Annotated in this window: 20 protein-coding genes; 3 read left to right on the top strand and 17 right to left on the bottom strand. The window is 74.2% G+C overall.

From position 1 onward, the window contains the following. Nucleotides 1–47 precede the first annotated feature (47 nt). Entirely contained in the window at nucleotides 48–854 is an 807-nt protein-coding gene (locus K4S16_RS08340; protein WP_149258817.1) for an NAD-dependent protein deacetylase, read from the top strand. A gap of 34 nt (nucleotides 855–888) precedes the next feature. On the opposite strand, the gene K4S16_RS08335 is transcribed toward K4S16_RS08340, so the two are convergent. The 7 genes from K4S16_RS08335 to K4S16_RS08305 all read right to left on the bottom strand — a co-directional run bounded on the left by K4S16_RS08335 (nucleotide 889) and on the right by K4S16_RS08305 (nucleotide 9,512). Then, nucleotides 889–1,599 (bottom strand): DUF4142 domain-containing protein, encoded by a 711-nt coding sequence (locus K4S16_RS08335; RefSeq protein WP_149258281.1) that lies wholly within the window; start codon nucleotides 1,597–1,599, stop codon nucleotides 889–891. A 110-nt stretch (nucleotides 1,600–1,709) separates the two neighbouring features. Beyond that, nucleotides 1,710–2,189, bottom strand: a complete 480-nt coding sequence (locus tag K4S16_RS08330; RefSeq protein ID WP_149258280.1) for a MarR family winged helix-turn-helix transcriptional regulator — start codon at nucleotides 2,187–2,189, stop codon at nucleotides 1,710–1,712. Between the two features lie 64 nt (nucleotides 2,190–2,253). Further along, entirely contained in the window at nucleotides 2,254–5,283 is a 3,030-nt protein-coding gene (locus tag K4S16_RS08325; protein WP_149258279.1) for an FAD-binding and (Fe-S)-binding domain-containing protein, read from the bottom strand. 71 nt (nucleotides 5,284–5,354) lie between these two features. Further along, nucleotides 5,355–7,121, bottom strand: coding sequence for a glycoside hydrolase family 15 protein (locus K4S16_RS08320; protein ID WP_149258278.1), 1,767 nt, complete (start codon nucleotides 7,119–7,121; stop codon nucleotides 5,355–5,357). A gap of 67 nt (nucleotides 7,122–7,188) precedes the next feature. Further along, the gene (locus tag K4S16_RS08315; protein ID WP_149258277.1) at nucleotides 7,189–8,019 is read right to left on the bottom strand and encodes an ABC transporter permease subunit; all 831 of its coding nucleotides are present in this window, start codon (nucleotides 8,017–8,019) and stop codon (nucleotides 7,189–7,191) included. After that, entirely contained in the window at nucleotides 8,016–8,972 is a 957-nt protein-coding gene (locus K4S16_RS08310) for an ABC transporter ATP-binding protein (RefSeq protein WP_149258276.1), read from the bottom strand. Before K4S16_RS08310 ends, K4S16_RS08315 begins: the two co-directional genes overlap by 4 nt. 180 nt (nucleotides 8,973–9,152) lie before the next feature. Beyond that, nucleotides 9,153–9,512 carry a hypothetical protein gene (locus tag K4S16_RS08305; protein WP_149258275.1) on the bottom strand — a complete coding sequence of 120 codons (360 nt, stop codon included), beginning with the start codon at nucleotides 9,510–9,512 and terminating at the stop codon, nucleotides 9,153–9,155. A gap of 206 nt (nucleotides 9,513–9,718) precedes the next feature. Here K4S16_RS08305 and K4S16_RS08300 point away from each other — a divergent pair, with 206 nt between their 5' ends. Next, nucleotides 9,719–10,555: an oxygenase MpaB family protein gene (locus K4S16_RS08300; protein WP_235036654.1), complete on the top strand. Its 837-nt coding sequence runs from the start codon at nucleotides 9,719–9,721 to the stop codon at nucleotides 10,553–10,555. On the opposite strand, the gene K4S16_RS08295 is transcribed toward K4S16_RS08300, so the two are convergent. From K4S16_RS08295 to K4S16_RS08270, 6 genes are read right to left on the bottom strand one after another with little or no spacing between them, the layout of a single operon-like run. Next, nucleotides 10,552–13,320, bottom strand: coding sequence for an RNA helicase (locus K4S16_RS08295; protein WP_149258274.1), 2,769 nt, complete (start codon nucleotides 13,318–13,320; stop codon nucleotides 10,552–10,554). The two genes, K4S16_RS08300 and K4S16_RS08295, sit on opposite strands and share 4 nt — an antisense overlap. Before the next feature lie 38 nt (nucleotides 13,321–13,358). Then, nucleotides 13,359–14,222, bottom strand: coding sequence for a twin-arginine translocase subunit TatC (tatC, locus tag K4S16_RS08290; protein ID WP_308800785.1), 864 nt, complete (start codon nucleotides 14,220–14,222; stop codon nucleotides 13,359–13,361). A 48-nt stretch (nucleotides 14,223–14,270) separates the two neighbouring features. Further along, on the bottom strand, nucleotides 14,271–14,636 hold the full coding sequence (gene tatA / locus K4S16_RS08285) for a Sec-independent protein translocase subunit TatA (RefSeq protein WP_149258272.1): 366 nt from the start codon (nucleotides 14,634–14,636) through the stop codon (nucleotides 14,271–14,273). 26 nt (nucleotides 14,637–14,662) lie between these two features. Continuing rightward, entirely contained in the window at nucleotides 14,663–14,884 is a 222-nt protein-coding gene (locus K4S16_RS08280) for a hypothetical protein (RefSeq protein ID WP_235036653.1), read from the bottom strand. 22 nt (nucleotides 14,885–14,906) lie between these two features. Beyond that, complete coding sequence (locus K4S16_RS08275) at nucleotides 14,907–15,935, bottom strand: YafY family protein (protein ID WP_149258270.1); 1,029 nt, start codon at nucleotides 15,933–15,935, stop codon at nucleotides 14,907–14,909. Then, entirely contained in the window at nucleotides 15,932–16,960 is a 1,029-nt protein-coding gene (locus K4S16_RS08270) for a YafY family protein (protein ID WP_149258269.1), read from the bottom strand. Before K4S16_RS08270 ends, K4S16_RS08275 begins: the two co-directional genes overlap by 4 nt. Nucleotides 16,961–17,055: 95 nt before the next feature. On the opposite strand from K4S16_RS08270, the gene K4S16_RS08265 reads away from it, so the two are divergent. After that, complete coding sequence (locus K4S16_RS08265; protein ID WP_149258268.1) at nucleotides 17,056–18,138, top strand: DUF3866 family protein; 1,083 nt, start codon at nucleotides 17,056–17,058, stop codon at nucleotides 18,136–18,138. 3 nt (nucleotides 18,139–18,141) lie between these two features. Here the strand turns inward: K4S16_RS08265 and K4S16_RS08260 are convergent, their stop codons facing one another. The 4 genes from K4S16_RS08260 to pafA all read right to left on the bottom strand — a co-directional run bounded on the left by K4S16_RS08260 (nucleotide 18,142) and on the right by pafA (nucleotide 21,887). Then, on the bottom strand, nucleotides 18,142–18,699 hold the full coding sequence (locus K4S16_RS08260; protein ID WP_149258267.1) for a DUF3291 domain-containing protein: 558 nt from the start codon (nucleotides 18,697–18,699) through the stop codon (nucleotides 18,142–18,144). Between the two features lie 32 nt (nucleotides 18,700–18,731). After that, on the bottom strand, nucleotides 18,732–19,382 hold the full coding sequence (locus K4S16_RS08255) for a metalloregulator ArsR/SmtB family transcription factor (protein WP_149258266.1): 651 nt from the start codon (nucleotides 19,380–19,382) through the stop codon (nucleotides 18,732–18,734). A 57-nt stretch (nucleotides 19,383–19,439) separates the two neighbouring features. After that, on the bottom strand, nucleotides 19,440–20,372 hold the full coding sequence (locus K4S16_RS08250) for an FKBP-type peptidyl-prolyl cis-trans isomerase (RefSeq protein ID WP_149258265.1): 933 nt from the start codon (nucleotides 20,370–20,372) through the stop codon (nucleotides 19,440–19,442). Between the two features lie 156 nt (nucleotides 20,373–20,528). Then, complete coding sequence (pafA, locus tag K4S16_RS08245) at nucleotides 20,529–21,887, bottom strand: Pup--protein ligase (protein WP_089313247.1); 1,359 nt, start codon at nucleotides 21,885–21,887, stop codon at nucleotides 20,529–20,531. Between the last annotated feature and the right edge of the window lie 85 nt (nucleotides 21,888–21,972).

Below are 21,972 nucleotides of genomic sequence, written 5' to 3'. Positions count from 1 at the left end.
GAAGAGTGACGGAGGCTGTGGAGAGCGGGACGCGGACCGGGCTGCGGATGCTGGCCGACCTCGTCTCGGACGGCGACGTGGTGGTGCTGAGCGGGGCTGGCCTGTCGACCGAGTCGGGCATCCCCGACTACCGCGGGGAGACGGGCCGCCGGCGGCGCGCGGCGCCGATGACCTACCAGGCCTTCACCGGGAGCGAGGCGGCGCGCCGCCGCTACTGGGCGCGCAGCCACATCGGCTGGCGGCACATCGCGCGGGCCCGCCCGAACGCGGGGCACCGCGCGGTCGCCGAACTGCAGCGGCGCGGCCTCCTCGCCGGGATCATCACCCAGAACGTCGACGGGCTCCAGCAGGCCGCCGGGGCGCGCGAGGTGATCGAGCTGCACGGCGCGCTGGACCGCGTCCTCTGCCTGGCCTGCGGGGAGCGGTCCGCGCGCGAGCGGCTGGACGAGCGGCTGCGCGAGGCCAACCCCGGCTGGGCGGCCGGCGCCGAGGCGGTCAACCCCGACGGCGACGCCGTCCTGCCCGACGAGGCCGTCGAGGCGTTCCGGATCGTGGGCTGCGAGCGGTGCGGCGGCGCGCTCAAGCCCGACGTGATCTTCTTCGGGGAGAACGTGCCGCCGGCCCGCGTCCGGGCCTGCTACGCGCTGACCGAACGCGCGGGCGCGCTGGTGGTGCTCGGGTCGTCGCTGACCGTGCTGTCGGGCTACCGGTTCGTCCGGCACGCGGCGCGGCACGGCGTGCCGGTGGCCATCGTCAACCGGGGCGCGACCCGCGGCGACCCGCACGCCCTGGTCACCCTGGACGCCCCGCTCGGCGCGACCCTGGACGAGCTGCTCGCCGAGCTGCCCGCCTGACCGGGCCCGCCCCCGCACGGCTCCCCGGTCCGGCCTACTGCCCGCCGCCGAGCAGCGAGGTCGCGGGCGGAGCGGGGCTGTACGGCTGGCCCGGGCTCCCCGCCGGGGGCGCGCCCGTGGCCTGCGGCGGATCGGGCAGCATGTCGCCGGTGACGAAGCCCGTGCCCTCCAGCAGCCGCATGTGGGTGCGCACGAACGTCTCGCACTGCTCGGAGAAGGCCCGCACGAGAGTGTTGCGGGTGCTGCCGCGGACGGCTCCGATCGCCGGGTAGATCTGCCCGTGCGCCATCCGCAGCCGGGCGACGGCGGTCCGGTCGTAGTCGTTGCCGGACTTGCCGGTGATCTCCGACATCCAGCTCTGCTGGTCGGCGGTGGGCTGGTTCGGCAGCGGGACGTTCAGCTTCGCGGCGACGGCCCGGTCCAGCGCGTCGAGGCGCACGTGCTGGCGGGCGATCTCGCCGAGGTTGCGCCGGGTCGCGGCCCGGGAGGCGCGGCGCTCGGCCTCCCGGCCGACGGGGATCTCCCACAGCCCCGCCTGCCGGACCTTCACGATCAGCTCCCGGTCGGCGGGGCCGAGCGGCCCCCACGGGGTGTCGACGGTCGACTGCGCCGCGTCCGCGGCGCCCGCCTGCGGCGCCACGGCGCCGCCGTCGGAGGCCTGGCGGCCGATCGGCGCGCAGGCGCCGAGCAGCAGCGCCGCGGCGAGGCCGCACAGCGCCGCGACGACCGGTCGGGGTTCTCGCATCCGCCGCCGCCTTTCGGTCTGGGGGAAGGGGCGTCGATGCGCAGTACGCGCGTCCGGTCGCGGAGGTTCGACGGGATCTCGACCGGACCCGGACCGGTTCGGCCCGGCGGTCAGGTCCAGCCGAGCTGCGACAGCGAGGTCAGCGGCGGCTCGCCGCCGGCCTCGGTGAAGGCGCGCAGGGCGTCGACGAGGGCGCGCCGCTGCCCGGCCGGCATCCGGGACACCACCGCGGCGATGTCGGCGCGGCGGCGGGCGGTCACGTCGTCGACGATGCCGCGCCCGGCCGGGGTGAGCTGGATGCGGACCTCGCGGCCGCTGTCGGGGCTCGCCTGCCGGTCCACCAGCCCGGCGGCGGCCAGCCGGTCCACCATGCGCAGCGCCGTCGAGGGGTTGACCTCCAGGAGGCCGGCGAGCGTCACGAGCTTGGCCGGCCCCTGCGAGGACAGCACCACCAGGAGACGGAACTGCGGCAGCGTGACGGCGCCCTCCGTGGCCGCCAGGGAGCGCACCGAGACCGCCACCAGCAGCCGGGAGGCCGTCAGGAGCGCCGAGGTCACCTCGTCGACGCCGTCGTCGTCCAGCGCGTTCATGACGACTTTCTACAGGGGCCGGTCCCGCGCGCGCCAACGCGGCCCGGGACCGCTCCACCGCCGGTCACGGACCGTCGTCCTGGGGTAGCAGATCGGCGAGGAGTTCGGCAAGATGGCGCGGCCGGGCGCCGGTCCCCGCCTCGATCTGCGTCCGGCAGGAGAACCCGTCGGCCAGGACTTCCGTCCCGGGCGCGGCGTCCCGGACCTCGGGCCAGACGCCCTGCTCGGCTATCGCGGTGGAGACCTCGTAGTGGCCGGCCTCGAAGCCGAAGTTCCCCGCGAGACCGCAGCAGCCGACGTCGAGCGTCCGCACGTCCACCCCGGCGCGCGACAGCACCCGCTGGTCGGCGCCGAAGCCCATCACGGCGTGCTGGTGGCAGTGCGGCTGGGCGATCGCGCCGACCTTCGGCGTGTCGAGCCCGGCGACCACGTCGTGGGACGCGCCGGGCGAGGCGCCGCCGGACTCCTCCTGGTGCTCGTCGAGCAGCTCGGCGAGGGTGCGGGTCTGGTCGCGGAGCCGCTTGACGTCGTCCTCGACCGCGTCGCCCTCCATCAGCTCGGGGGCGTCGGCGCGGAACACCGCCGTGCAGCTCGGCTCCAGCCCGACCACCGGGACGCCGTCGCGCAGCCGGGGCGCGAGCGCCCGGACGGTGCGGCGCAGCACGCGGGCCGCCACGCCGAGCTGCCCGGTGGAGATCCAGGTCAGGCCGCAGCACAGCGGGACCGGCGGGACCTCGACCCGGTGGCCGGTCGCCTCCAGGACCCGGACGGCGGCCCTGCCGATGTGCGGGTGGAAGTTGTTCGTGAAGGTGTCGGGCCACAGCACGACCCGCCTGCCCCCGCCGCGCGGGGGCCGGCGCCTGAACCAGTCGGTGAACCGCTCGCCGGCGAACCGGGGCATCTCGCGGCGCGGGTCGATGCCGCCGGCCCGCTTGGCGATCCCGCCCAGGACGGGGGCGTGCAGCGCCGCGTTGGCGGCGCCCGGCGCGAGCGCCGCGATCCGGGCCCACAGGGGCAGCCAGCCCATCGTGTAGTGCGCGGGCGGACGGATCCGCCCCTTGTAGTGGTGGGCGAGGAACTCGGCCTTGTAGGTGGCCATGTCCACGTTGACCGGGCAGTCGCTGCGGCAGCCCTTGCACGCCAGGCACAGGTCCAGGGCGTCGCGGACGTCCTCGGACCGCCAGCCGTCGGTGATGACGGCGGCGCCGCCCGGCCCCGGCACCGACGGGTTCGGCGTGCCGGCGCCGGGCATCCCGCGCATCATCTCCATCAGGACGCGGGCCCGGCCGCGGGTGGAGTGCTCCTCCTCCCCCGTCACCCGGTAGCTCGGGCACATGACGCCGCCCGACGACGCCCGGCACTTGCCGATCCCGACGCAGCGGGACGCGGCGTGGGCGAAGCGGTGGTGGTCGTCGGGGAAGGAGAAGTAGGTGTCCGGCTCGGCGGGGTCGTAGGCGAGGTGGTCGAGGTCGTCGTCCAGCCGGTACGGGTGGACGATCTTGCCGGGGTTCATCCGGTTCCCCGGGTCGAACACCGCCTTGAACCGCTCGAACAGCCGGACCACCTCGTCCCCGAACATGATCGGCAGGAGTTCGCCGCGGGCCTGGCCGTCGCCGTGCTCGCCCGACAGCGAACCGCCGTAGTCCGCGACGAGGCGGGCGGCGCGCTCGACGAAACGGCGGTACCGGGAGGCGCCGCGCTCGTCCTCCAGGTCGAACGGGATGCGGGTGTGCACGCACCCCTGCCCGAAGTGCCCGTAGAGGGAGACGGGGCCGTAGCCGAACTCCTCGACGAGGGCGCGGAAGTCGCGCAGGTAGTCGCCGAGCCGGTCGGGCGGGACCGCGGAGTCCTCCCAGCCCTCGTGCGTGTCGGGCTGCCCGGGCGGGTAGGCGGTCGCGCCCAGCCCCGCCTCGCGCACCTTCCAGAGCAGCTCCTCCTCGTGCGGGTCGTGCACGAACGTGCAGCGCGGCGGGTTCGGCCCGTTCTCGATCTCCTCGAGGAGGGCGCGGGCCCTGCCGTCGGCCTCGTCCCTGGTGTCGCCGCCGAAGCGGACCATGAGCCAGCCCGCTCCCTCCGGCATGTCCTCCACCACCCGTGGCGCGGCGAGGTGGTCGCGCTTGGCCAGGTCGAGGAGCTGCTCGTCCATGCCCTCCAGCGCGAGCGGATCCGAGGGCAGGACGCGCGGCACGGCGTCCCCGGCGGCCGCGATGTCGTCGTAGCCGAGGACGGCGAGCGACTCGAACGCCGGGACCGGCACCAGGCAGATCTCCGCGCGCAGGACGGTGACGAGCGTGCCCTCCGAGCCGACGAGGGCGCGGGCCGCGTCGAAGCCCTTCTCCGGCAGCAGCGAGTCCAGGTTGTAGCCGGACACCCGGCGCGGGATGTCGGGGTAGCGGGTGCGGATCAGCTCCATGCCGTCGTCGCGCAGCTCGCGCAGCGCCCGGTAGATCTCGGCGCGCCGGCCGCCCTCGGCGAGGATCCGCTCGTACTCCTCGTCCGAGGTCTCGCCGACCCACATCCGCAGCCCGTCGTAGGTCAGCACCTCCAGCCGCACGACGGAGTCGACCATCTTCCCGTACGCCTGCGCGGACGCGCCGCACGAGTTGTTGCCGATCATCCCGCCGATCGTGCAGGTGTCGTGGGTGGAGGGCTTCGGGCCGACCATCAGCCGGTGCTCCGACAGCCGCTCGTTCAGATCGTCCAGGCACGCGCCGGGCTCGACGACGGCGCGGCGCGCCTCCGGGTCGACCGAGACCAGCGCGCGGCAGTACTTGGACCAGTCGACGACCACGGCGTTGTTGACGCACTGCCCCGCCAGGCTCGTCCCGCCGCCGCGGGACAGGACCGGGACGTCGTGCTCGGCGCATACCCGGACGGCCTCCGCGCCTGCCTCGACCGTCCGCGGGACCACCACCCCGATGGGCGGCTGCTGGTAGTTGGACGAGTCGTGGGAGTAGGCGGCCCGGGAGCCGGGATCGAACCGGACCTCGCCGTCCACCCGCTCGGTGAGCGCGCGCCGCAGCGCGTCCCGCCCTCGGGACGCCGCGGCCTCCCGCCTCTGCTCCTGCCTGGTGCCCTCCGCCGATACAGCCATGTCGAAGCGACTATCCCGGAAACCGCGCTTCAATCGCGGCGCCCGGATTTCCGGGCCGGCCTCCCCCGGGATCAGTGCGCCAGGCGGTGGGCGGCCTCCAGCAGGAGGGCGTGCACGAACGCCTGGGGCATGTTGCCGCGCAGCTGCCGCTGCTTGACGTCGTACTCCTCGGAGAACAGGCCGCTGGTCGCGCAGCCCGACCGGGTCCGCTCGAAGGTCGCGAGGGCGCGGGCGGTGTGGCCCTGGCGGTCCTCGGCGAGCGCGAGGAAGAAGCCGCAGAGGATGAAGGCGCCCTCGGCCACGCCGAGCGGCCGGTCCCCGACCCGGTAGCGGTAGACGAACCCCTCCTCGACGAGGTCCTCGCGCACCGCCCGCAGCGTCGCGGCGGTGCGGGGGTCGTCGCTCGGGAGCGCGCCCCGCAGCGGGGGGATCAGCAGCGCCGCGTCCACGCGGTCGTCACCGGGCGCGCGCTTCCAGCGGCCCTCGGGGGTGAGCGAGGTGCGGGAGGTCTCGGCGAGGATGGCGTCGGCGAGCGCGGTCCACCGGCCGGCCTCGGCGCGGCCCGCCAGCGTCCGGGCCGCCTGGCGCAGGCCGGCGACGCAGGTCAGGCGCGAATGCGTCCACAGGTCGTCGTGGATCTCCCAGATCCCCGCCTCGGGCCGGGTCCAGCCGCGGGCGACGGCGTCGACCGCGACGCGGGCGGCCTCCACCGCCTCCGGCTCGCGGCGGTCGTGCTCGGCGGCGGCGGACAGCAGCAGCAGCGCCTCCCCCAGCGCGTCGAGCTGGAACTGGTCGCCGGCCCTGTTCCCGACGACCGCCTGGGCGCCGGGGTAGCCGGGCAGGCCGCTGGCGCTCTCGTCCGGCACCTTCCCGCCGCTGACGGTGTAGGCGGGTTTCAGCCGGTCCCCGTCGGCGAGGACGCGGGCGGACACGAACCCCACGGCGTCGCGCAGGAGTCCGGGCGGCCCGCCGTGGACGGCGACGGCCCGCCCCGCGAAGCACTGGTCGCGGATCCAGGCGTAGCGGTAGTCGAAGTTGCGGCCCTCGTTCGAGCGCTCCGGCAGCGCCGTCGTGGCGGCGGCCACCATCCCGCCGCCGGAGGCGGTGAGGCCGGTGAGGACGGAGTAGGCGAGGCGGGCGTCGCGCGGCGCGATGGTGTCGCGGCAGTGCGGCACGGCCTCGTGCCAGTCCCGCTCGGTGGCCTCCCAGAGCGCGGCGGCGTCCAGCGGTCCGCCGCCCCCGCCCGCCGCGACCTCGAGGACCAGGTGGCGGGTCTCGCCCTCCTCCAGGTCGAAGGCGAGGTCGAGCACGGGCCCGCCGTCGCCGCCCGCCCGCACGACGGCCTCCTCCGCGCCGAGCCAGCGCAGCGACGCGCCGCCGCCGCGGGCGGTCCACTCCGCGCCGTCGCGGCGCGGGTCCCGCATCCGGGCGGCGCCCGGGCCGGTGCGCACGTCCAGCAGGGCGCGGACGCGGGACCGGCCCCGCACGGCCCGGCAGCTCCGCAGGACGACCGCCCGGTCGGAGACCGCCGGGCGGGCGAGTGCCTCGCGGCACTCCAGGATGGCGCCGTCGCCGGTCACCCACCGGCTGTGCCAGATGAGCCCGCGGTCGGCGTAGTAGCCGCCCCAGACCCACCGACGGGCCGCGGGCTGGACCACGTAGGCGCCGGGGCCGCCGAGGAGGCCCCCGAAGGCGGGTGGCGAGTCCCAGGCCGGGAAGCACATCCACGCGAAGTCCCCGTCCGGGCCCACAAGGGCGCCGCGCTCCCCGTCGGCTATGAGGGCGTAGTCGCGGAGCGCGTTCGGCCGGGACTCCCTCTCCTCGGGCTGGTCCAGCATGCCCTTCCCGTACCCGGCGACCAGCCGGTACTCCCCCGACGCCGCGGGCCGGGACCGAGAAGCACCGCTAGGCGTCGCGGCGCTTGAGCAGGACGGCGGCCACGGCGAGCAGCACGGCCGTCCAGAGCGCGAACACCCCGTACCCCTGCCAGGGGGTCAGCAGGTCGTTCTGGCCCTGGCGGGCCTGGGCGATGAGATGGCCCGCCTCGGACGGCAGGTAGGCGTGGATGTGGTCGCCGATGCTGCCGGGCAGCAGCTGCGCGAGCGGCGCCAGCACGAGCACGAAGCCGATGACGCCGGTGATGCCGCCGGCGGTGTGCCGCACGATCGCGCCGATCGCCAGGGCGAACAGCCCGAGCATCGCCAGGTAGAGGCCGCCGCCGACGACGGCGCGCAGCACGCCATCGTCGGCGAGCGAGACCTCGGCCTTGTCGCCGATGAGCGCCGAGCCGATGAAGAACGAGGCGAACGACACCGCGACGCCGAGGACGAGGACGACCGCCGCGAACACCAGGGACTTGGCCCACAGCACGGGCAGCCGCCGCGGCACCGCGAGCAGGCTCGCGCGGATCATGCCGGTGGAGTACTCCGAGGCGATGACCAGCACGCCGAGCACGCAGATGGTCAGCTGGCTGAGGAAGAACCCGCTGCCGAGGATGAAGCCGGTCGGGTCGGCGACGACCTGGGCGCGGTCGGCGGGATCGGTCTTGTCCCACTGCGCGACGGTGAGGCCGACGAACAGCGCGGTGAAGCCGAGGTCGAGGAGGACGAGCAGGATCAGCGTCCAGAGCGTGGACCGGACGGTGCGGATCTTCGTCCACTCGGAGAGCAGCAGCCGCCCGAAGCCCGGCCGGGGGTGCTCGGCGGGGTCGGCGGCGGGCGTGGTGGCCGTGGTCATCGGGTCTCCCCCTCCTGGGCGGGGACGGCGGCCGGCACGGGCGCGCCCGCGCCCGCCGCGCCGTATTCGACGCTGTCGCGGGTCAGCTCCATGAACGCCGACTCCAGCGAGCCGCGGGTCGGGGTGAGCTCGTGCAGGACGATCCCCTCGGCGGCGGCCAGCTCCCCGACGCGGGGCGCCTCCATGTGCGTCACGGTGAGCAGCCCGTCGCCGTCCGGGACGGCGCCGCCCCCTTCGGCGGTGACGAGGGCGGCGAGGCGGGCGGCGTCCGGGCTGCGGACGATCACCGTCTTCTCGGTGCTGCGCTCGATGAACTCCTCGGTGGAGCAGTCCGCGATCAGCCGGCCGCGGCCGATGACGATGAGGTGCTCGGCGGTGACGGCCATCTCGTTCATCAGGTGGCTGGAGACGAACACCGTGCGGCCCTCGGCGGCGAGGTGCTGCATGAGCGTGCGGATCCAGACGATGCCCTCGGGGTCGAGGCCGTTGACGGGCTCGTCCAGGATGAGCACGGACGGGTCGCCGAGCAGCGCGGCGGCGATGCCGAGCCGCTGCCCCATGCCGAGCGAGAAGCCGCCGGCGCGCTTGCGGGCGGCGCCGGTGAGGCCGACGAGCTCGACCACCTCGTCGACGCGCTTCCTGCCGATGCCCTGCGTCTGGGCGAGGCACAGCAGGTGGTTGTAGGCGCTGCGGCCGGTGTGCACGGCCCGCGCCTCCAGCAGCGCGCCGACGACGCGCATCGGGGCGTTCAGGTCGCGGTAGTGGCGGCCGTGGATCCGGGCGTCCCCGCGGTCCGGCCGGTCGAGGCCGAGCAGCAGCCGCATGGTCGTCGACTTCCCGGCGCCGTTCGGGCCGAGGAACCCGGTGACCCGCCCGGGGGCGACCGTGAAGGTCAGGTCGTCCACGGCGGTCTTGTCGCCGTAGCGCTTGGTGAGGTTCTCCGCCTCGATCATGCCTCTCCCGGCTCGCTCTCTCGCGGTTGGTCCGTGATCAGGATCACACTAGCGCCCCGGAACGGAAGCCATCTCCTCCTGGAAGCCGATCCGACCTGGGCCGAGAGGACGAGCGCCAGGGGCGGAGACGACGAGACGCCCTGCCCGGGGACCGGGCAGGGCGTCGGGCCGGGGAGGGCGTCAGGCGGCGACGCCGTCGGCGGCGTTGACGTCCTTGTGGAACCGCTTGTGGATGTAGAGGCGCTCGCCGAGCGTCTCGCAGCGCCACCACAGCCCGCTCGGCGGGCCGATCCGGGTGCCGCGGGGCAGCTCCCGCAGGACCTCGTTGACCGGCGTCATGCGCAGCCGCCCGGACCGGCACACGAGGATGCGCCGGTCGGTCACCACGACGACCCGGTAGGCGTTGCTGAAGATGATGATCCAGTACGAGAGCAGAGCGAAGTACTGGCTGGTGGTCTGGGCGCCGAACACCGCCTGGATGTTCTCGCCCGGCTGCAGGACGTGGGCCGCGTTGGCGCGCATCTTGTCGCGGATGGCCACGGTCGGGGCCTTTCTCGTGTTCCGGTGAAGCGCCTGATTGTGCCACCGGGAACTGGGCCGTACGAGGTTTTTTCACAGCCTTGGTAGTTTTTGCAGTCTTCACCGGGGTTCGTCCGGGTCTTTCCGAGGGAGCCGGGGCGTTATTGACCATCTGCCAATAGGTGCGGGAGGATGACCCGGCAGGATCCGACCCCCCGGGAGGCGCCGTGACCGCCCCGTCCGAGATCACGACCGACCGCCTCGGAGAGCGCGACGTCCTGCGGAGCCTGGCCGCCGAGCCGCTGGTCGGCCTCGCGGCCGGCCGGGCCCTGCTCATGCAGCTCGCCCACCCGGCCGTGGCGCGCGGCGTCGCCGAGCACAGCGACTTCGCCGACCGCCCCCTGGCGCGGCTGTTCGGCACCCTCGACTTCCTGCTCGTCGTCACCTTCGGCACGCCGGAGCAGGTGGCGCGCATCGCGGCGAAGGTCCGCGGCATCCACACGACGGTGCGCGGCGAGGGCTACTCCGGCAACGACCCCGACCTCCAGATGTGGGTCAACGCGACCCTCATCGACTCGGCCCTGCACGTCTACGAGCAGGTCATGCGGGGCGACGACCCCGGTCTGGCCGAGGCGTACTACCGGCAGTCGAGGGTCGTCGCCGAGGTCCTCGGCTGCCCCCTGGAGTCGCAGCCGCCCGACCTCGCCGCCTTCCGCGCCTACATGGCCGACACGCTCGCCGCGCTGGAGGTCGCCGACACCGCCCGCGAGGTCGCCGCCGCCGTCCTGTGGCCCCGCCGCCTGCGGATCCTCTTCCCCGCGCTCGCCGTCTTCCGGCTCGTCACGGCCGCGCTCCTGCCGGACGAGCTGCGCGACGGGTACGGCCTGCCGTGGACTCCGGCCCGCCGGCGAGCGGCCGGCGCGCTGCTGCGGACGGCCGGCCTCACCTACCGCCTGACGCCGGGGTGGCTGAGGCGCCCGCCGGAGCCGCTCCTGGTGCGCCTGGCCGCCTACCGCGTCGACCGGACCCTCTCGGCGCGGCGGGCCCGGCGCCGCACCGCCTAGGCGACCGAGGAGTAGGCGACGACGCCGCGGCGCATGGCGTCCATGGCGCGGCGGGCGGTCTTGCGGATGTGGCTGTTCGGGGGCGCGGCGTCGGTGACCTGCCCGAGCAGGTCGAGCAGCTGCTTGACGGCCCGTACGAAGTCGCCCGCGGTGAGGTCGCTCTCCAGCAGCACCTCGTCGAGGTCGTCGCCCTTGGCCCACCGGTAGGCGGTCCACGCGAAGCCGAGGTCGGGCTCGCGCAGGAACGAGACCCGGTTGTCGTGCTCGACCGACTCCAGCTGGCCCCACAGCCGCACCATCGCGGCCAGCGCGTCCTGCGCGGGACCGGAGGGCGTGCGGGGCGGAGCGGCGTCGTCGGGCTGCCGCGACTCGTAGACGAGGGCGGACACGCACGCCGCCAGCTCGGCCGGGCCGAGCTTCTCCCACAGGCCCTCGCGCAGGCTCTCGGCGGTGAGCAGGTCCAGCTCGTTGTAGATGCGGCCGAGGCGGCGCCCCTCGGCGGTGACGGAGTCGCCCTCGAGGTAGCCGAGCTGCTGCAGGACGGCGCAGACGCGGTCGAACGTGCGGGCGATGACCTGGGAGCGGCCCTCGACGCGGCGCCGGAGCTGCTCGGTCTCGCGCTCCAGGCGGTGGTAGCGCTCGGCCCAGCGGGCGTGCTCCTCGCGCTTGTCGCAGCCGTGCACCGGGTGCCGGCGCAGCTCGGCGCGCAGCCGGGTGATCTCGGCGTCGTCGGTGGCGGGCGAGTCGCCGCGCGTGCGCCTGCGCTCGCGGACGTCGTCCGGGACCTTGTTGCGCAGCGTGGAGGCGAGGTCGCGGCGGTCCTGCGGGTTGCGGGGGCTGAAGGACTTCGGGATGCGGATCCGCTCGACGGGCTCGACGGCGCGCGGGAAGTCCTGGATCGACAGCCGCTGCACGGACCGGTTCACCGTCAGCACGAGCGGCGCGGGCCCGTCGGAGCGGCGGCCGACGCCCGGGTCCAGGACGACGGCGAGGCCCGAGCGCCGCCCGGACGGGACGAGGATGACGTCGCCCGGCCGCAGCCGCTCCAGCGACCGGGCGGCCTCGGCGCGGCGGGCGCCCGCGCGCTCGCGCGACAGCTCCGACTCGCGGTCCGACAGCCGCCGCCGCATCGCGGCGTACTCCATGAAGTCGCCGAGGTGGCACTCGGCCGCCTTGGCGTAGCCCTCGAGGGCCTGCTCGTTCTTGTGCACCTGCCGGGCCAGGCCGACCACGGCGCGGTCGGCCTGGAACTGCGCGAACGACTCCTCGAGGAGCGTGCGGGCGCGCTCGATGCCGACGGCGCCGACGAGGTTGACGGCCATGTTGTAGGACGGCCGGAAGCTGGAGTTCAGCGGGTAGGTGCGGGTGCCCGCCAGCCCGGCCACGGACGCGGGCTCGACGTTCGGGCCCCACACCACGACGGCGTGGCCCTCGACGTCGATGCCGCGCCGCCCGGCGCGCCCGGTGAGCTGGGTGTACTCGCCCGGGGTGAGGTCGACGTGGGCCTCGCCGTTCCACTTGTCCAGCTTCTCGATCACCACGGTGCGGGCGGGCATGTTGATGCCGAGCGCGAGCGTCTCGGTGGCGAACACCGCCTTGATCAGCCCACGGGTGAACAGCTCTTCGACGATCTCCTTGAACGTGGGGAGCATCCCGGCGTGGTGGGCGGCGACGCCGCGCTCCAGGGCGGCCAGGAAGTCGCCGTAGCCGAGGATCCGCAGGTCCTCCGGCGCGATGTCGGCGGTGCGCAGCTCGGCGTGCGCGCGGATCTCCTCGGCCTCCTCCTTGGAGGTCAGCCGGATCCCGGCGTGCAGGCACTGCAGGACGGCGGCGTCGCAGCCGGCCCGGCTGAAGATGAACGTGATCGCCGGGAGGAGCCCGGCGCGCTCCAGCCGCTCGATCACGTCCGGCCGGGCGGGCGGCCGGAACCGCTGCGGGCGCGGCGCGCGGCGGCGGCCGGTGCGGCGCCCCTGGTTGACCTTGGCGCGCCGGACCTCCTCCACGGCCATGCGCGTCAGCTGCGGGTTCAGCCTGGCCTGCCGGTCGCCGCTCTTGCCGGTGTCGACGAACAGGTCGTACAGCCGCGTCCCCACCAGCATGTGCTGGAACAGCGGGACGGGGCGGTGCTCGTCCACGATCACCGCGGTGTCGCCGCGGACCTCGTGCAGCCACTCGCCGAACTCCTCGGCGTTGCTGACGGTCGCCGACAGCGCCACGATCCGCACCGAGTCCGGGACGTGGATGATCACTTCTTCCCAGACGGCGCCGCGGAACCGGTCGGCGAGGTAGTGCACCTCGTCCATCACGACGAACGCCAGCCCGGCGAGGGTCTGCGAGCCCGCGTACAGCATGTTCCGCAGGACCTCGGTCGTCATGACGACTATCGGCGCCTCCCCGTTGACGCTGTTGTCGCCGGTGAGCAGGCCCACCTTCTCCGGGCCGTACCGGCGGACGAGGTCGGCGTACTTCTGGTTCGACAGCGCCTTGATCGGCGTGGTGTAGAAGCACTTGGTGCCGCCGGTCAGGGCGAGGTGGACGGCGAACTCCCCCACCACCGTCTTCCCGGAACCGGTGGGGGCGGCGACGAGCACGCCGCTGCCGTCCTCCAGGGCCTGGCACGCCTCGAGCTGGAACGCGTCGAGCTCGAAGTCGTAGAGCGTCCGGAAGTCCAGCAGGGCCGGGCCGTGCCCCGCGGTCCGCCTGCGATAGGCGGCGTACCGCTGAGCCGGGCTCTCGTCGGCCGACGTGGTGTCGGGGGAGGTCATACCTTCGAGCCTACGGTTTCGACCGGCCCGATACCCAATCAGCGGGCCCGGTCGCCCTTCTCCAGCTCGGCGTCGATCGCCTCGAGGTCGAGGGGCGAGGCCTCGTCGTCGGACAGGCCCGCGTACGGGTCGGGACGGCGGGCGCGCCTGCGGTCGTTGAGGAAGGCGAGCAGCGCGGCGATCTCGAACAGCGCCACGGTCGGCAGCGCGAGCGCGAGCATCGTGAACGGGTCGGCGCTCGGCGTGGCGACCGCCGCGAAGACGAAGATGCCGAAGAGGATCAGCCGCTGGGACCGGCGGATCCGCGACGAGCTCAGCACGCCCGCCATGTTCAGCACGACCACGAACAGCGGCAGCTCGAACGTCAGCCCGAACACCAGCAGCATCGTCAGCACGTAGCTGAGGTAGCTGTCGACCGTGATGAGGGGCTTGACGTCGTCGGCGACGAACCCCAGGAAGATCGCCAGCCCCTTGTCGACGGTCAGGTAGGCCAGGGCCGTGCCGACGAAGAACAGCGGGACCGCGGCGCCGAGGAACACGTACGTCCAGCGCCGCTCGCGCTGGTACAGGCCGGGCGCCACGAACGCCCAGAGCTGGTACAGCCAGAACGGCGCGGAGATGACCCCGCCGATGATGCAGGAGATCTTCAGCTTCAGGAAGAACGAGGAGAAGATCCCGTTGACGAACAAGGAGCACTGGTCCTTGTCGACCACGTGGGACTGGGGCAGCGAGCAGTACGGCTGCTTGAGGAAGTCCCAGACCGGGTCGAACAGGAGCCAGCCGATGACCGCGCCGACCGCGAAGGCCAGCACGGCCTTGATGAGCCGGTTCCGCAACTCACGGAGGTGGTCCATGAGGGGCATGCGGCCGTCGGGGGCGGCGTCGCGGCTGTTCAGCTTCATCGTCGGCATTCGGCTCGGGGGTCGGGGTGGACGGGGGCGCGGGCCGGATCAGCCCTTGCGCGCCTGACCGGGGTCCGACACCGGCACGCCCTGGATCGGCTCGCCCGACCCCAGCGCGCCGCGGGGACGCTGCCCGCCCTCGCCCGCGGCCGCCTCGCGCTCCAGCCGGGCCGCCTCCTCGCGCAGCCGCGCCGCCTTCTCGCGCGCGTCCTCGCCCTGGGAGGCGGGCATGGTCTGCGCGGGGCGGTCGGCGGGCGCGTCGTCATCGTCCTCGCGCAGGCCCTTGGTCTCGGCCTTCAGGATGCGCGCCGACTTGCCCAGCGACCGGGCCAGCTGGGGCAGCTTCGCCGACCCGAAGATCAGGACGACGACCAGCAGGATGATGAGCAGTTCGGGAGTCCCGATGTTCGGCATGGGCAATCCTCTTCAACAGGTGACACTCAGCACGATCGTACGCCGTCCCCGGGCGGTTGTGGCGACCGAGCGTCCTCGAGCCGGGAGAGTTCATCGCGCAGCGCCGACCGTTTCGGTTCCAGCCGCCGCCGGGTGCGTTCCAGTTCACGTCCGAAACGCCGCACGCCGAGCCACACCTTGACCGCGCACCAGGCGAGCACGGCCAGCCCGGCGAAGCCGAGCGACACCGAAACCGAGACCCACGCCACGACCGCCACGCTATCCGATCGCTCAGGCCAGGCCGTACCGGGCCAGCGCGCGCGCCGCGTCCTCCCGCACCCCGGCCGCGACCGCCTCCGGGGCGACGACGCGGCCCTGGTCGCCGAGCCGCAGCGCCAGGCCCCGCACCCAGCGGGCGTCCGGGGTGCGCAGGACGACCCGGAGCCGCCCCTCCCCCAGTTCCTCCACGCTCTCGCACGGGTAGTAGTCGGCGACCCACCGGCCGCGCGGGGACAGCTCCAGGGTGACCGCCTCGTCCTGCGGCGAGGGGCGGAACAGGCCGGCGTCCACGTCGATCGGCTCCGCATCGTCCGGCACCTCGGCGGGCACGTCGAGCACCGACAGGTCGGCGATCCGGTCCAGCTTGAAAAGCCGCACGCCCTCCGCCCGGCGGCACCAGCCCTCAAGGTAGGTGTTGCCCTCCACGACCAGCAGCCGCATCGGGTCGACGTCGCGCTCGGTGTTCTCGTCCCGCGCGGGGACGTAGTAGGTCAGATGGACGCGGCGGCCCGCCGCGATCGCGTCGCGCAGGGCCCCGACCGCGGTGCGGGCCGAGTCGCCCGTCCCGCCCCGGGCGTCCACCTCCACGGCGACCTTGCTGGACACCGCCGCCGCGGCGCCCGCCGCGGTCTCCAGCTTGGCGATCACCCGGCTGAGCGCGTCGCGGTCGTCCAGGTCGGGGATCCCGGCCAGCATCCGCAGCGCCACCAGCAGCGCGCTCGCCTCGTCGACCTTCAGCCGCAGCGGCCGGGCGATCGACTCGGCCTCCGCGACGGTGATCTCGCCGCCCTCGTAGGACAGGTCGATCGGGCAGTAGGGGTCGGGCGCGCGCAGCTCCACGCACCACAGCAGGTTCAGGTCGTCGATCAACTGCTTCTCGGTGACTCCGAACGCGGCGGCCGCCTCGCCGAGCATCACCGAGTCGCGGTTCACCACGTACGGCACGAGCGCCAGCAGGCGCGCGAGCCTGTCCGTGGACGTCGTCGCCGCCGTCTTCGCCGCGGTCTTCGCGGCCGTCTTCGCCGCCGTCCTCGCCGTCATCGGCCGTCCGTCCCCCCGTGCTCTCCCCGCCCGTCCGCCGGATGCGGGCCGGCCGCGGCCAGCACCGACTTCAGGTGCTGGATCACCGCCTCGCGCAGGTCCGGCGGATCGAGCACCACCACGTCGTCGGCGAACCGCGCCAGGTAGGGCGCGAAGCGGTCGACGTCCCGGAAGGTCAGGACCGCCTCGTCCCACTCCCCGTCCCAGCCCGGCTCCTCGACCGGCCGGACGTCGCGGGCCCACCGCCGCGGGCCCTGCGCCGCGCCCCGCCGCAGCCGGACGGCCGCCGGGCGGGGCTCGCCGAGCGGCTCGCTCCAGTCGAACGCGATGCGCCGCACGTCCACCCCGTCGGGCACCGTCACCGACCCGGGCGGGCCGTCCGGGGCCACCTCCCCGACGATGCGGCTCAGCCGGAACACCCGCTGCTCGTCGCGGTCGCGGTCGAACCCGACCACGTACCAGCGGCCCCGCCGGCTCACCACGCCCCACGGGTCGAGGTGCCGGCGCGCCACCGACGTCCGCCCGATGCCCTGGTAGTCGAACGCGACCGGGCGTCCGTCGCGGACCGCCTCCCACAGCGCGGGGAAGGACGGGTCCTGGGTGTTGACCCGCGGCTCGATCCCGGCGGCGGTGGTCACGTCGGTCTCCACTCCGGCCGCGCGCAGCTTCAGCAGCGCACCCGAGGCCGCCTCGGCCATGCTGGCGCGCTGCCACACCCGCGCCGCGAGGCCGAGCACCGCCGCCTCGTCGGGCGTCAGGTGGATGTCGGGCAGCTCGTAGTCCTGCGGGGGGATCCGGTAGCCGATCTCCTCGCCGCCGCCGCCCTGCTGGTCGCTGCCGACCTCCAGCGGGACGCCGAGCTCGCGCAGCTCCTCCTTGTCCCGCTCGAACATGCGCTTGAACGCCTCGTCGGAGTCGGGATAGCCGGGCACCGCCCGGCGGATCTGCTCGGCCGTCAGATAGCGCCGGGTGGCGAGCAGGCAGACCACCAGGTTCAGCAGCCGCTCGGTCTTGCGCCGCGACACTTCGCCACCACCTCGTTCCTCCGTGAGCCCCGTACCCCGGCCGGCGTGCCGATCGGCCCCACGTGCCGTCGCCCAGGACGCTACCGTTTCCCGGTGTGATCCGATGGCGCAAAGGCACAGTTGAGGACATCCGCCGCGAATGGCCCGGGGCGGTCGAGCTGGACGTCTCGATCGGGGGCGACGGGACGCACCGGGCCCTGGCCTACCCCGCCCTCGTGGGGAGGCCCGAACCGGGCGACACCGTCCTGCTCAACACTACGGCCTTGGCGATGGGTCTCGGCACCGGCGGCTACGCCATGGTCGTCGCCGTACCCGACAGGCTCCCGCCCGACCCGGAGGGGCCCGGCCACCTGGTCAAGGCCCGCTACACCCCGCTCCAGGCCACCGTCCTCGGCGCCGACGAGCAGGACTCGCCCCACCACGCGGCCCTGCGCGAGGCCGACTCGCTGGACGGCATGCCCGTCGTCGTCGCCGACCTGCACTCGGCGCTGCCGCCGATCCTGGCCGCCCTGCTGGCCGAGCGCCCGGCCGCGCGGGTCGTCTACGTCATGCCGGACGGCGGGGCGCTGCCCGCGTGGTTCTCGATGTCGATCGCCAAGCTGAAGGACGCCGGGGCCCTCGCCGCGACCGTCACCGTGGGGCAGGCGTTCGGCGGCGACCTGGAGGCCGTCACCGTCCACACCGGCCTGCTGGCCGCGCGGCTCGTCCTGGAGGCCGACGTCGCCGTCCTCGCCCAGGGCCCGGGAAACCTTGGGACGGGCACCCGGTGGGGCTTCTCCGGCGTCTCGGCGGGCGAGGCCGTCAACGCCGCGTCCGTGCTGGGCGGGCGGCCGGTGGGGTCGCTGCGGGTGAGCGAGGGCGACAAGCGGGAGCGCCACATCGGCGTGTCGCACCACTCCCTGACCGCCTACGGGCGCGTGGCACTGGCCCCCGCCGACATCCCCGTCCCCGAGCTCGGGGGCCCCTTCGGCGCCCGCGTCGCCGCCGGGGCCGCGCCGCTGGGCGACCGGCACCGGCTCGTCCCCGTCCCCGTCGACGGCCTCCACGAGGCCCTCAGGGCCGCCGAGAAGGACTGGGGCGTCCGGCTGTCCACCATGGGCCGCCGCCTGGACGAGGACCTCCCCTACTTCCTCACGGCCGCCGCCGCGGGCCGCCACACGGCCGCCCTGCTCGGCTGACGCTCACAGCGCCGCGGCTTCGGCGTCCGCCGTGCGGGCGCCGGCCCCTTCGGCGCCCGCGGCCTCGCCGCCGCCCGCGGCCTCGTTGCCGCCGGCGCTCGCGGCCTCGTCGGCGGTGTAGGACGAGGTGAACGTGAACGCCCGCGGCGACGGGCCGTTCTCGCGCAGCAGCGCGAGGCGCTCCAGGGCCTCCCCGACGGTCGGGATGTGGCCCGCCGGCACCCACCACAGCACGAGGTGCGCCTCGACGTGCCGCTGGAACCACTCGCGGCGGCGCCGCATCGTCTCCAGATGGCCGCTGCGGTAGACGAAGTCCCACAGCGCCTCCGCCGACTCCCACACCGAGAAGTTGACGATCACGTCCTCGCCGGCGGGGCGCATCCCGGTGGCGTCCTCCTCCCCCTCCTCCACCAGCCGCCAGACGAACCCCGGCGTGCCGTCGGCGAGCGCGTTGACGGGCTCCACGAGCGCCATGAAGTCGGCCATGCGCGGGTCGTCGAGGGGGTGGCGGAGCGTGCCGACGTTGAACTGGGCGAGGTGGTACCGGGTCCGTGTGCTCATGGGCTCACCTCACCACGGGCGCCGCTTCTATGTCAATCCTCATTGTTTTTAGAAGGGGCGGCCGCGACGCAGCACCAGCCGGGCCGCGGATCCATGCGGACCCGGACCGGCGAACCCTCCACCAGTCCCTCCAGCAGCGCCAGGTTCATCCCGCACACGAGCGGGGGGAACTGCTCGGCCACCGCGTGGAACGGGCAGTTGCGCATGCGCAGGACCTCGCCGTCCACGACGGGCTCGTAGCCGCGGTCGACCAGCGTCTTCGCCAGATCGTCCAGGCCGCCGCACGGGCCGCTCCCGCCGCGCAGGGCCCTGCCCTTGCGGCGGGCCGCGTCCTGGAGCTCCATGTCGAGCCCGGCCGTCTCGGCCGCCTCGGCCAGCAGGCCCGCCGCCGTCCGGTAGTCGCGGGCGGGCACCGACACGTCCCGCTCCGCCGCCGAGCGCCGGTACACCTTCGCCGGCCGCCCCGCCCCGGGCCCCGACCGGCCCGTCAACCGCCTGCTGGCGGCCTCCAGGAGGCCCGCGTCGACCAGCTTGTCGAGGTGGAAGGCCGCCAGGGTCCGCGCGACGCCGACGGCCTCGGCGGCCTCGCCCCGCCCCACGTCGCGGCCCTGCGCCGCCACGAACTCGTACAGCCGCCGCCGCAGCGGGTCCTGCAGCAGCGCGATCGCGTCGATGTCCTCCATCCCGCCATTCTAAGAACAACGGGAGTTCGACTTAGAGGGGAGGCGGGGAGGCCGGGGTCAGTGCGCGCCCAGCAGGTCCACGACGAACACCAGCGTGTCGTTCCCCTTGATCCCGAACTGCGCCAGGCCCTTCGGCCCGTACCCGAGGGCCGGCGGCACCACCAGCAGCACCCGGCTGCCCACCCGCTGCCCGACGAGGCCCTGGTCCCAGCCCGTCATGACCTGGCCCGTCCCGATCATCGCCGCGAACGGGTGGCCCTCCGACCAGGACGAGTTGAACACCTTGCCGTCGCGCCAGAAGTACCCGCCGTACTGCAGCGCCACCAGCTGGCCCTTCCGCACGGCCGGGCCGTCCCCCTTGACCAGGGTGCGCACCTGGAGCCTCTTGGGCGGGGCCGTGCGCGGCATCGTCACCGCCGGCGCCTGCCCCGGCGCCGCGTCCGCCACCTTCGGCAGCCCGGGCTCGGACGGCGGGGCCTGCCGCGCGCCGTGCGGGCCCGCCGTCCGCGGGTACACCGCGCGGACGTCCAGGACGTACAGCAGCGTGTCGCCGCCGCCCACCTGGTGCTTCGGGTCGCCCTTGTCGCCGAAGCCGTCCTTCGGCGGGATCCGGGCCACCACCCGCGATCCCGGCTGGACCCCGTCGAACGCCTTGGTCAGGCCCGGCACCAGCCGGCCCGTGGGGAACGCGCCCGGCTCGCCCTTGGAGTAGCTGCTTGCCAGCAGCTTGCGCCCGCCCTTGTTCCAGCGGTAGCCCACGTAGTCGGCCACGACGAGGTCGCCCTTGCGCGCCGCCGTGCCCTTGCCCGCCTTGACGGTCTTCACCGCGAAGGACCCGCCGGGCTCCCCCTTGGGGAACTTCACCTGCGGCAGCTTGCCGAAGTCACCGGTCACCTCGACGTCCACGCCGCCGCCCCAGCAGGCGGCGGACAGGGCGAGCGGCGCGGCGAGCACGACGGCCGCGGGCAGGAACCGAAGACGACGGCGCATACGGGGTCCTTCGGGGGGTGGTGAGCGCTACTGGGCGCTCACCCTACCGCCCAGGTGACCTACCGGTAACCTGCCGTGCGCGTGTCGCCCCGGCCGGTCCGCGGGGCGCGCCGGCCGGCGCCGCGCCCCGCGTCCGAACGCCGCCGGGCCGTCCGCCTACATGCCCGCGATGAGCTTGTCCACGCGCTCGTCGACGGAGCGGAACGGGTCCTTGCACAGCACGGTCCGCTGCGCCTGGTCGTTCAGCTTCAGATGGACCCAGTCGACCGTGAAGTCGCGGCGCTTCTCCTGCGCCTTGCGGATGAACTCGCCCCGCAGCCGCGCCCGCGTCGTCTGCGGCGGCACCGACTTGGCCTCGAAGATGTCGAGGTCGCGCGACACCCGGTCGACCGAGCCCCGCTTCTCCAGCAGGTAGTACAGGCCGCGGTCGCGGTGCACGTCGTGGTAGGTGAGGTCGAGCTGCGCCACGCGCGGCGACGACAGCGGCAGGTCGTACTTGCGCCGGTACCGCTCGATCAGCTTGTACTTGATCACCCAGTCGATCTCGCGGGACACCAGGTCCAGGTCGCCGGTCTCCACCGCGCGCAGCGTCCGCTCCCACAGCTCCAGCACCCGCTTGGCCGTGGCGTCGCCGCCCCGCGCGTCCACGAAGTCGCGGGCCTTGCCGTAGTACTCCTTCTGGATCTCCAGCGAGCTGGCCTCGCGGCCGTTGGCCAGCCGCACCTTCCGGCGCCCCGTCATGTCGTGGCTGACCTCGCGGATCGCCCGGATGGGGTTCTCCAGGGTGAGGTCGCGCATCACCACGCCGGCCTCGATCATCCGCAGCACCAGGTCGGTCGCCCCGACCTTCAGCAGCATCGTCGTCTCGCTCATGTTCGAGTCGCCGACGATCACGTGCAGGCGGCGGAACCGCTCGGCGTCCGCGTGCGGCTCGTCGCGGGTGTTGATGATGGGACGGGACCGCGTCGTCGCCGACGACACGCCCTCCCAGATGTGCTCGGCCCGCTGCGACACGCAGTACACCGCGCCGCGCGGGGTCTGCAGGACCTTGCCGGCGCCGCAGATGATCTGCCGCGTCACCAGGTACGGGATGAGGACGTCCGCGAGCCGCCCGAACTCGCCGTGCCGCCCCACCAGGTAGTTCTCGTGGCAGCCGTAGGAGTTGCCGGCGGAGTCGGTGTTGTTCTTGAACAGGTAGATGTCGCCGGCGATGCCCTCCTCGCGGAGCCGCCGCTCGGCGTCGACCAGGAGCCCCTCCAGGATCCGTTCGCCCGCCTTGTCGTGCGTCACCAGGTCGACGACGCTGTCGCACTCCGGCGTCGCGTACTCAGGATGGCTCCCCACGTCCAGGTAGAGCCGGGCACCGTTGCGAAGGAACACGTTGCTGCTGCGGCCCCACGACACGACCCTGCGGAACAGATAGCGCGCCACCTCGTCCGGTGACAACCGCCGCTGCCCGCGGAAGGTGCAGGTGACGCCGTACTCGTTCTCAAGCCCGAAGATGCGCCTGTCCACACCAAGACCCTATGCGGCGCGGCCGTCACTTGGCAGTCTCTCGACCCACCGTTTCCGGCGAACCCGTCCGCCGCCCCGCAAGCCG

The organism is Actinomadura sp. K4S16, assembly GCF_008327685.1.
GTDB lineage: Bacteria > Actinomycetota > Actinomycetes > Streptosporangiales > Streptosporangiaceae > Spirillospora.
The sequence above is the reverse complement of the archived record's forward strand: the minus strand, read 5'-3'. Positions and strand labels throughout refer to the sequence as shown.

Bases quoted from the DNA above. Each gene is read 5' to 3' on its own strand.
- K4S16_RS08340 (WP_149258817.1), top strand. From the start codon at position 48: ATGCTGGCCGACCTCGTCTCGGACGGCGACGTGGTGGTGCTGAGCGGG.
- K4S16_RS08335 (WP_149258281.1), bottom strand. From the start codon at position 1,599: ATGCGAGAACCCCGACCGGTCGTCGCGGCGCTGTGCGGCCTCGCCGCG.
- K4S16_RS08330 (WP_149258280.1), bottom strand. From the start codon at position 2,189: ATGAACGCGCTGGACGACGACGGCGTCGACGAGGTGACCTCGGCGCTC.
- K4S16_RS08325 (WP_149258279.1), bottom strand. From the start codon at position 5,283: ATGGCTGTATCGGCGGAGGGCACCAGGCAGGAGCAGAGGCGGGAGGCC.
- K4S16_RS08320 (WP_149258278.1), bottom strand. From the start codon at position 7,121: ATGCTGGACCAGCCCGAGGAGAGGGAGTCCCGGCCGAACGCGCTCCGC.
- K4S16_RS08315 (WP_149258277.1), bottom strand. From the start codon at position 8,019: ATGACCACGGCCACCACGCCCGCCGCCGACCCCGCCGAGCACCCCCGG.
- K4S16_RS08310 (WP_149258276.1), bottom strand. From the start codon at position 8,972: ATGATCGAGGCGGAGAACCTCACCAAGCGCTACGGCGACAAGACCGCC.
- K4S16_RS08295 (WP_149258274.1), bottom strand. From the start codon at position 13,320: ATGACCTCCCCCGACACCACGTCGGCCGACGAGAGCCCGGCTCAGCGG.
- tatC (WP_308800785.1), bottom strand. From the start codon at position 14,222: ATGAAGCTGAACAGCCGCGACGCCGCCCCCGACGGCCGCATGCCCCTC.
- tatA (WP_149258272.1), bottom strand. From the start codon at position 14,636: ATGCCGAACATCGGGACTCCCGAACTGCTCATCATCCTGCTGGTCGTC.
- K4S16_RS08275 (WP_149258270.1), bottom strand. From the start codon at position 15,935: ATGACGGCGAGGACGGCGGCGAAGACGGCCGCGAAGACCGCGGCGAAG.
- K4S16_RS08260 (WP_149258267.1), bottom strand. From the start codon at position 18,699: ATGAGCACACGGACCCGGTACCACCTCGCCCAGTTCAACGTCGGCACG.
- K4S16_RS08255 (WP_149258266.1), bottom strand. From the start codon at position 19,382: ATGGAGGACATCGACGCGATCGCGCTGCTGCAGGACCCGCTGCGGCGG.
- K4S16_RS08250 (WP_149258265.1), bottom strand. From the start codon at position 20,372: ATGCGCCGTCGTCTTCGGTTCCTGCCCGCGGCCGTCGTGCTCGCCGCG.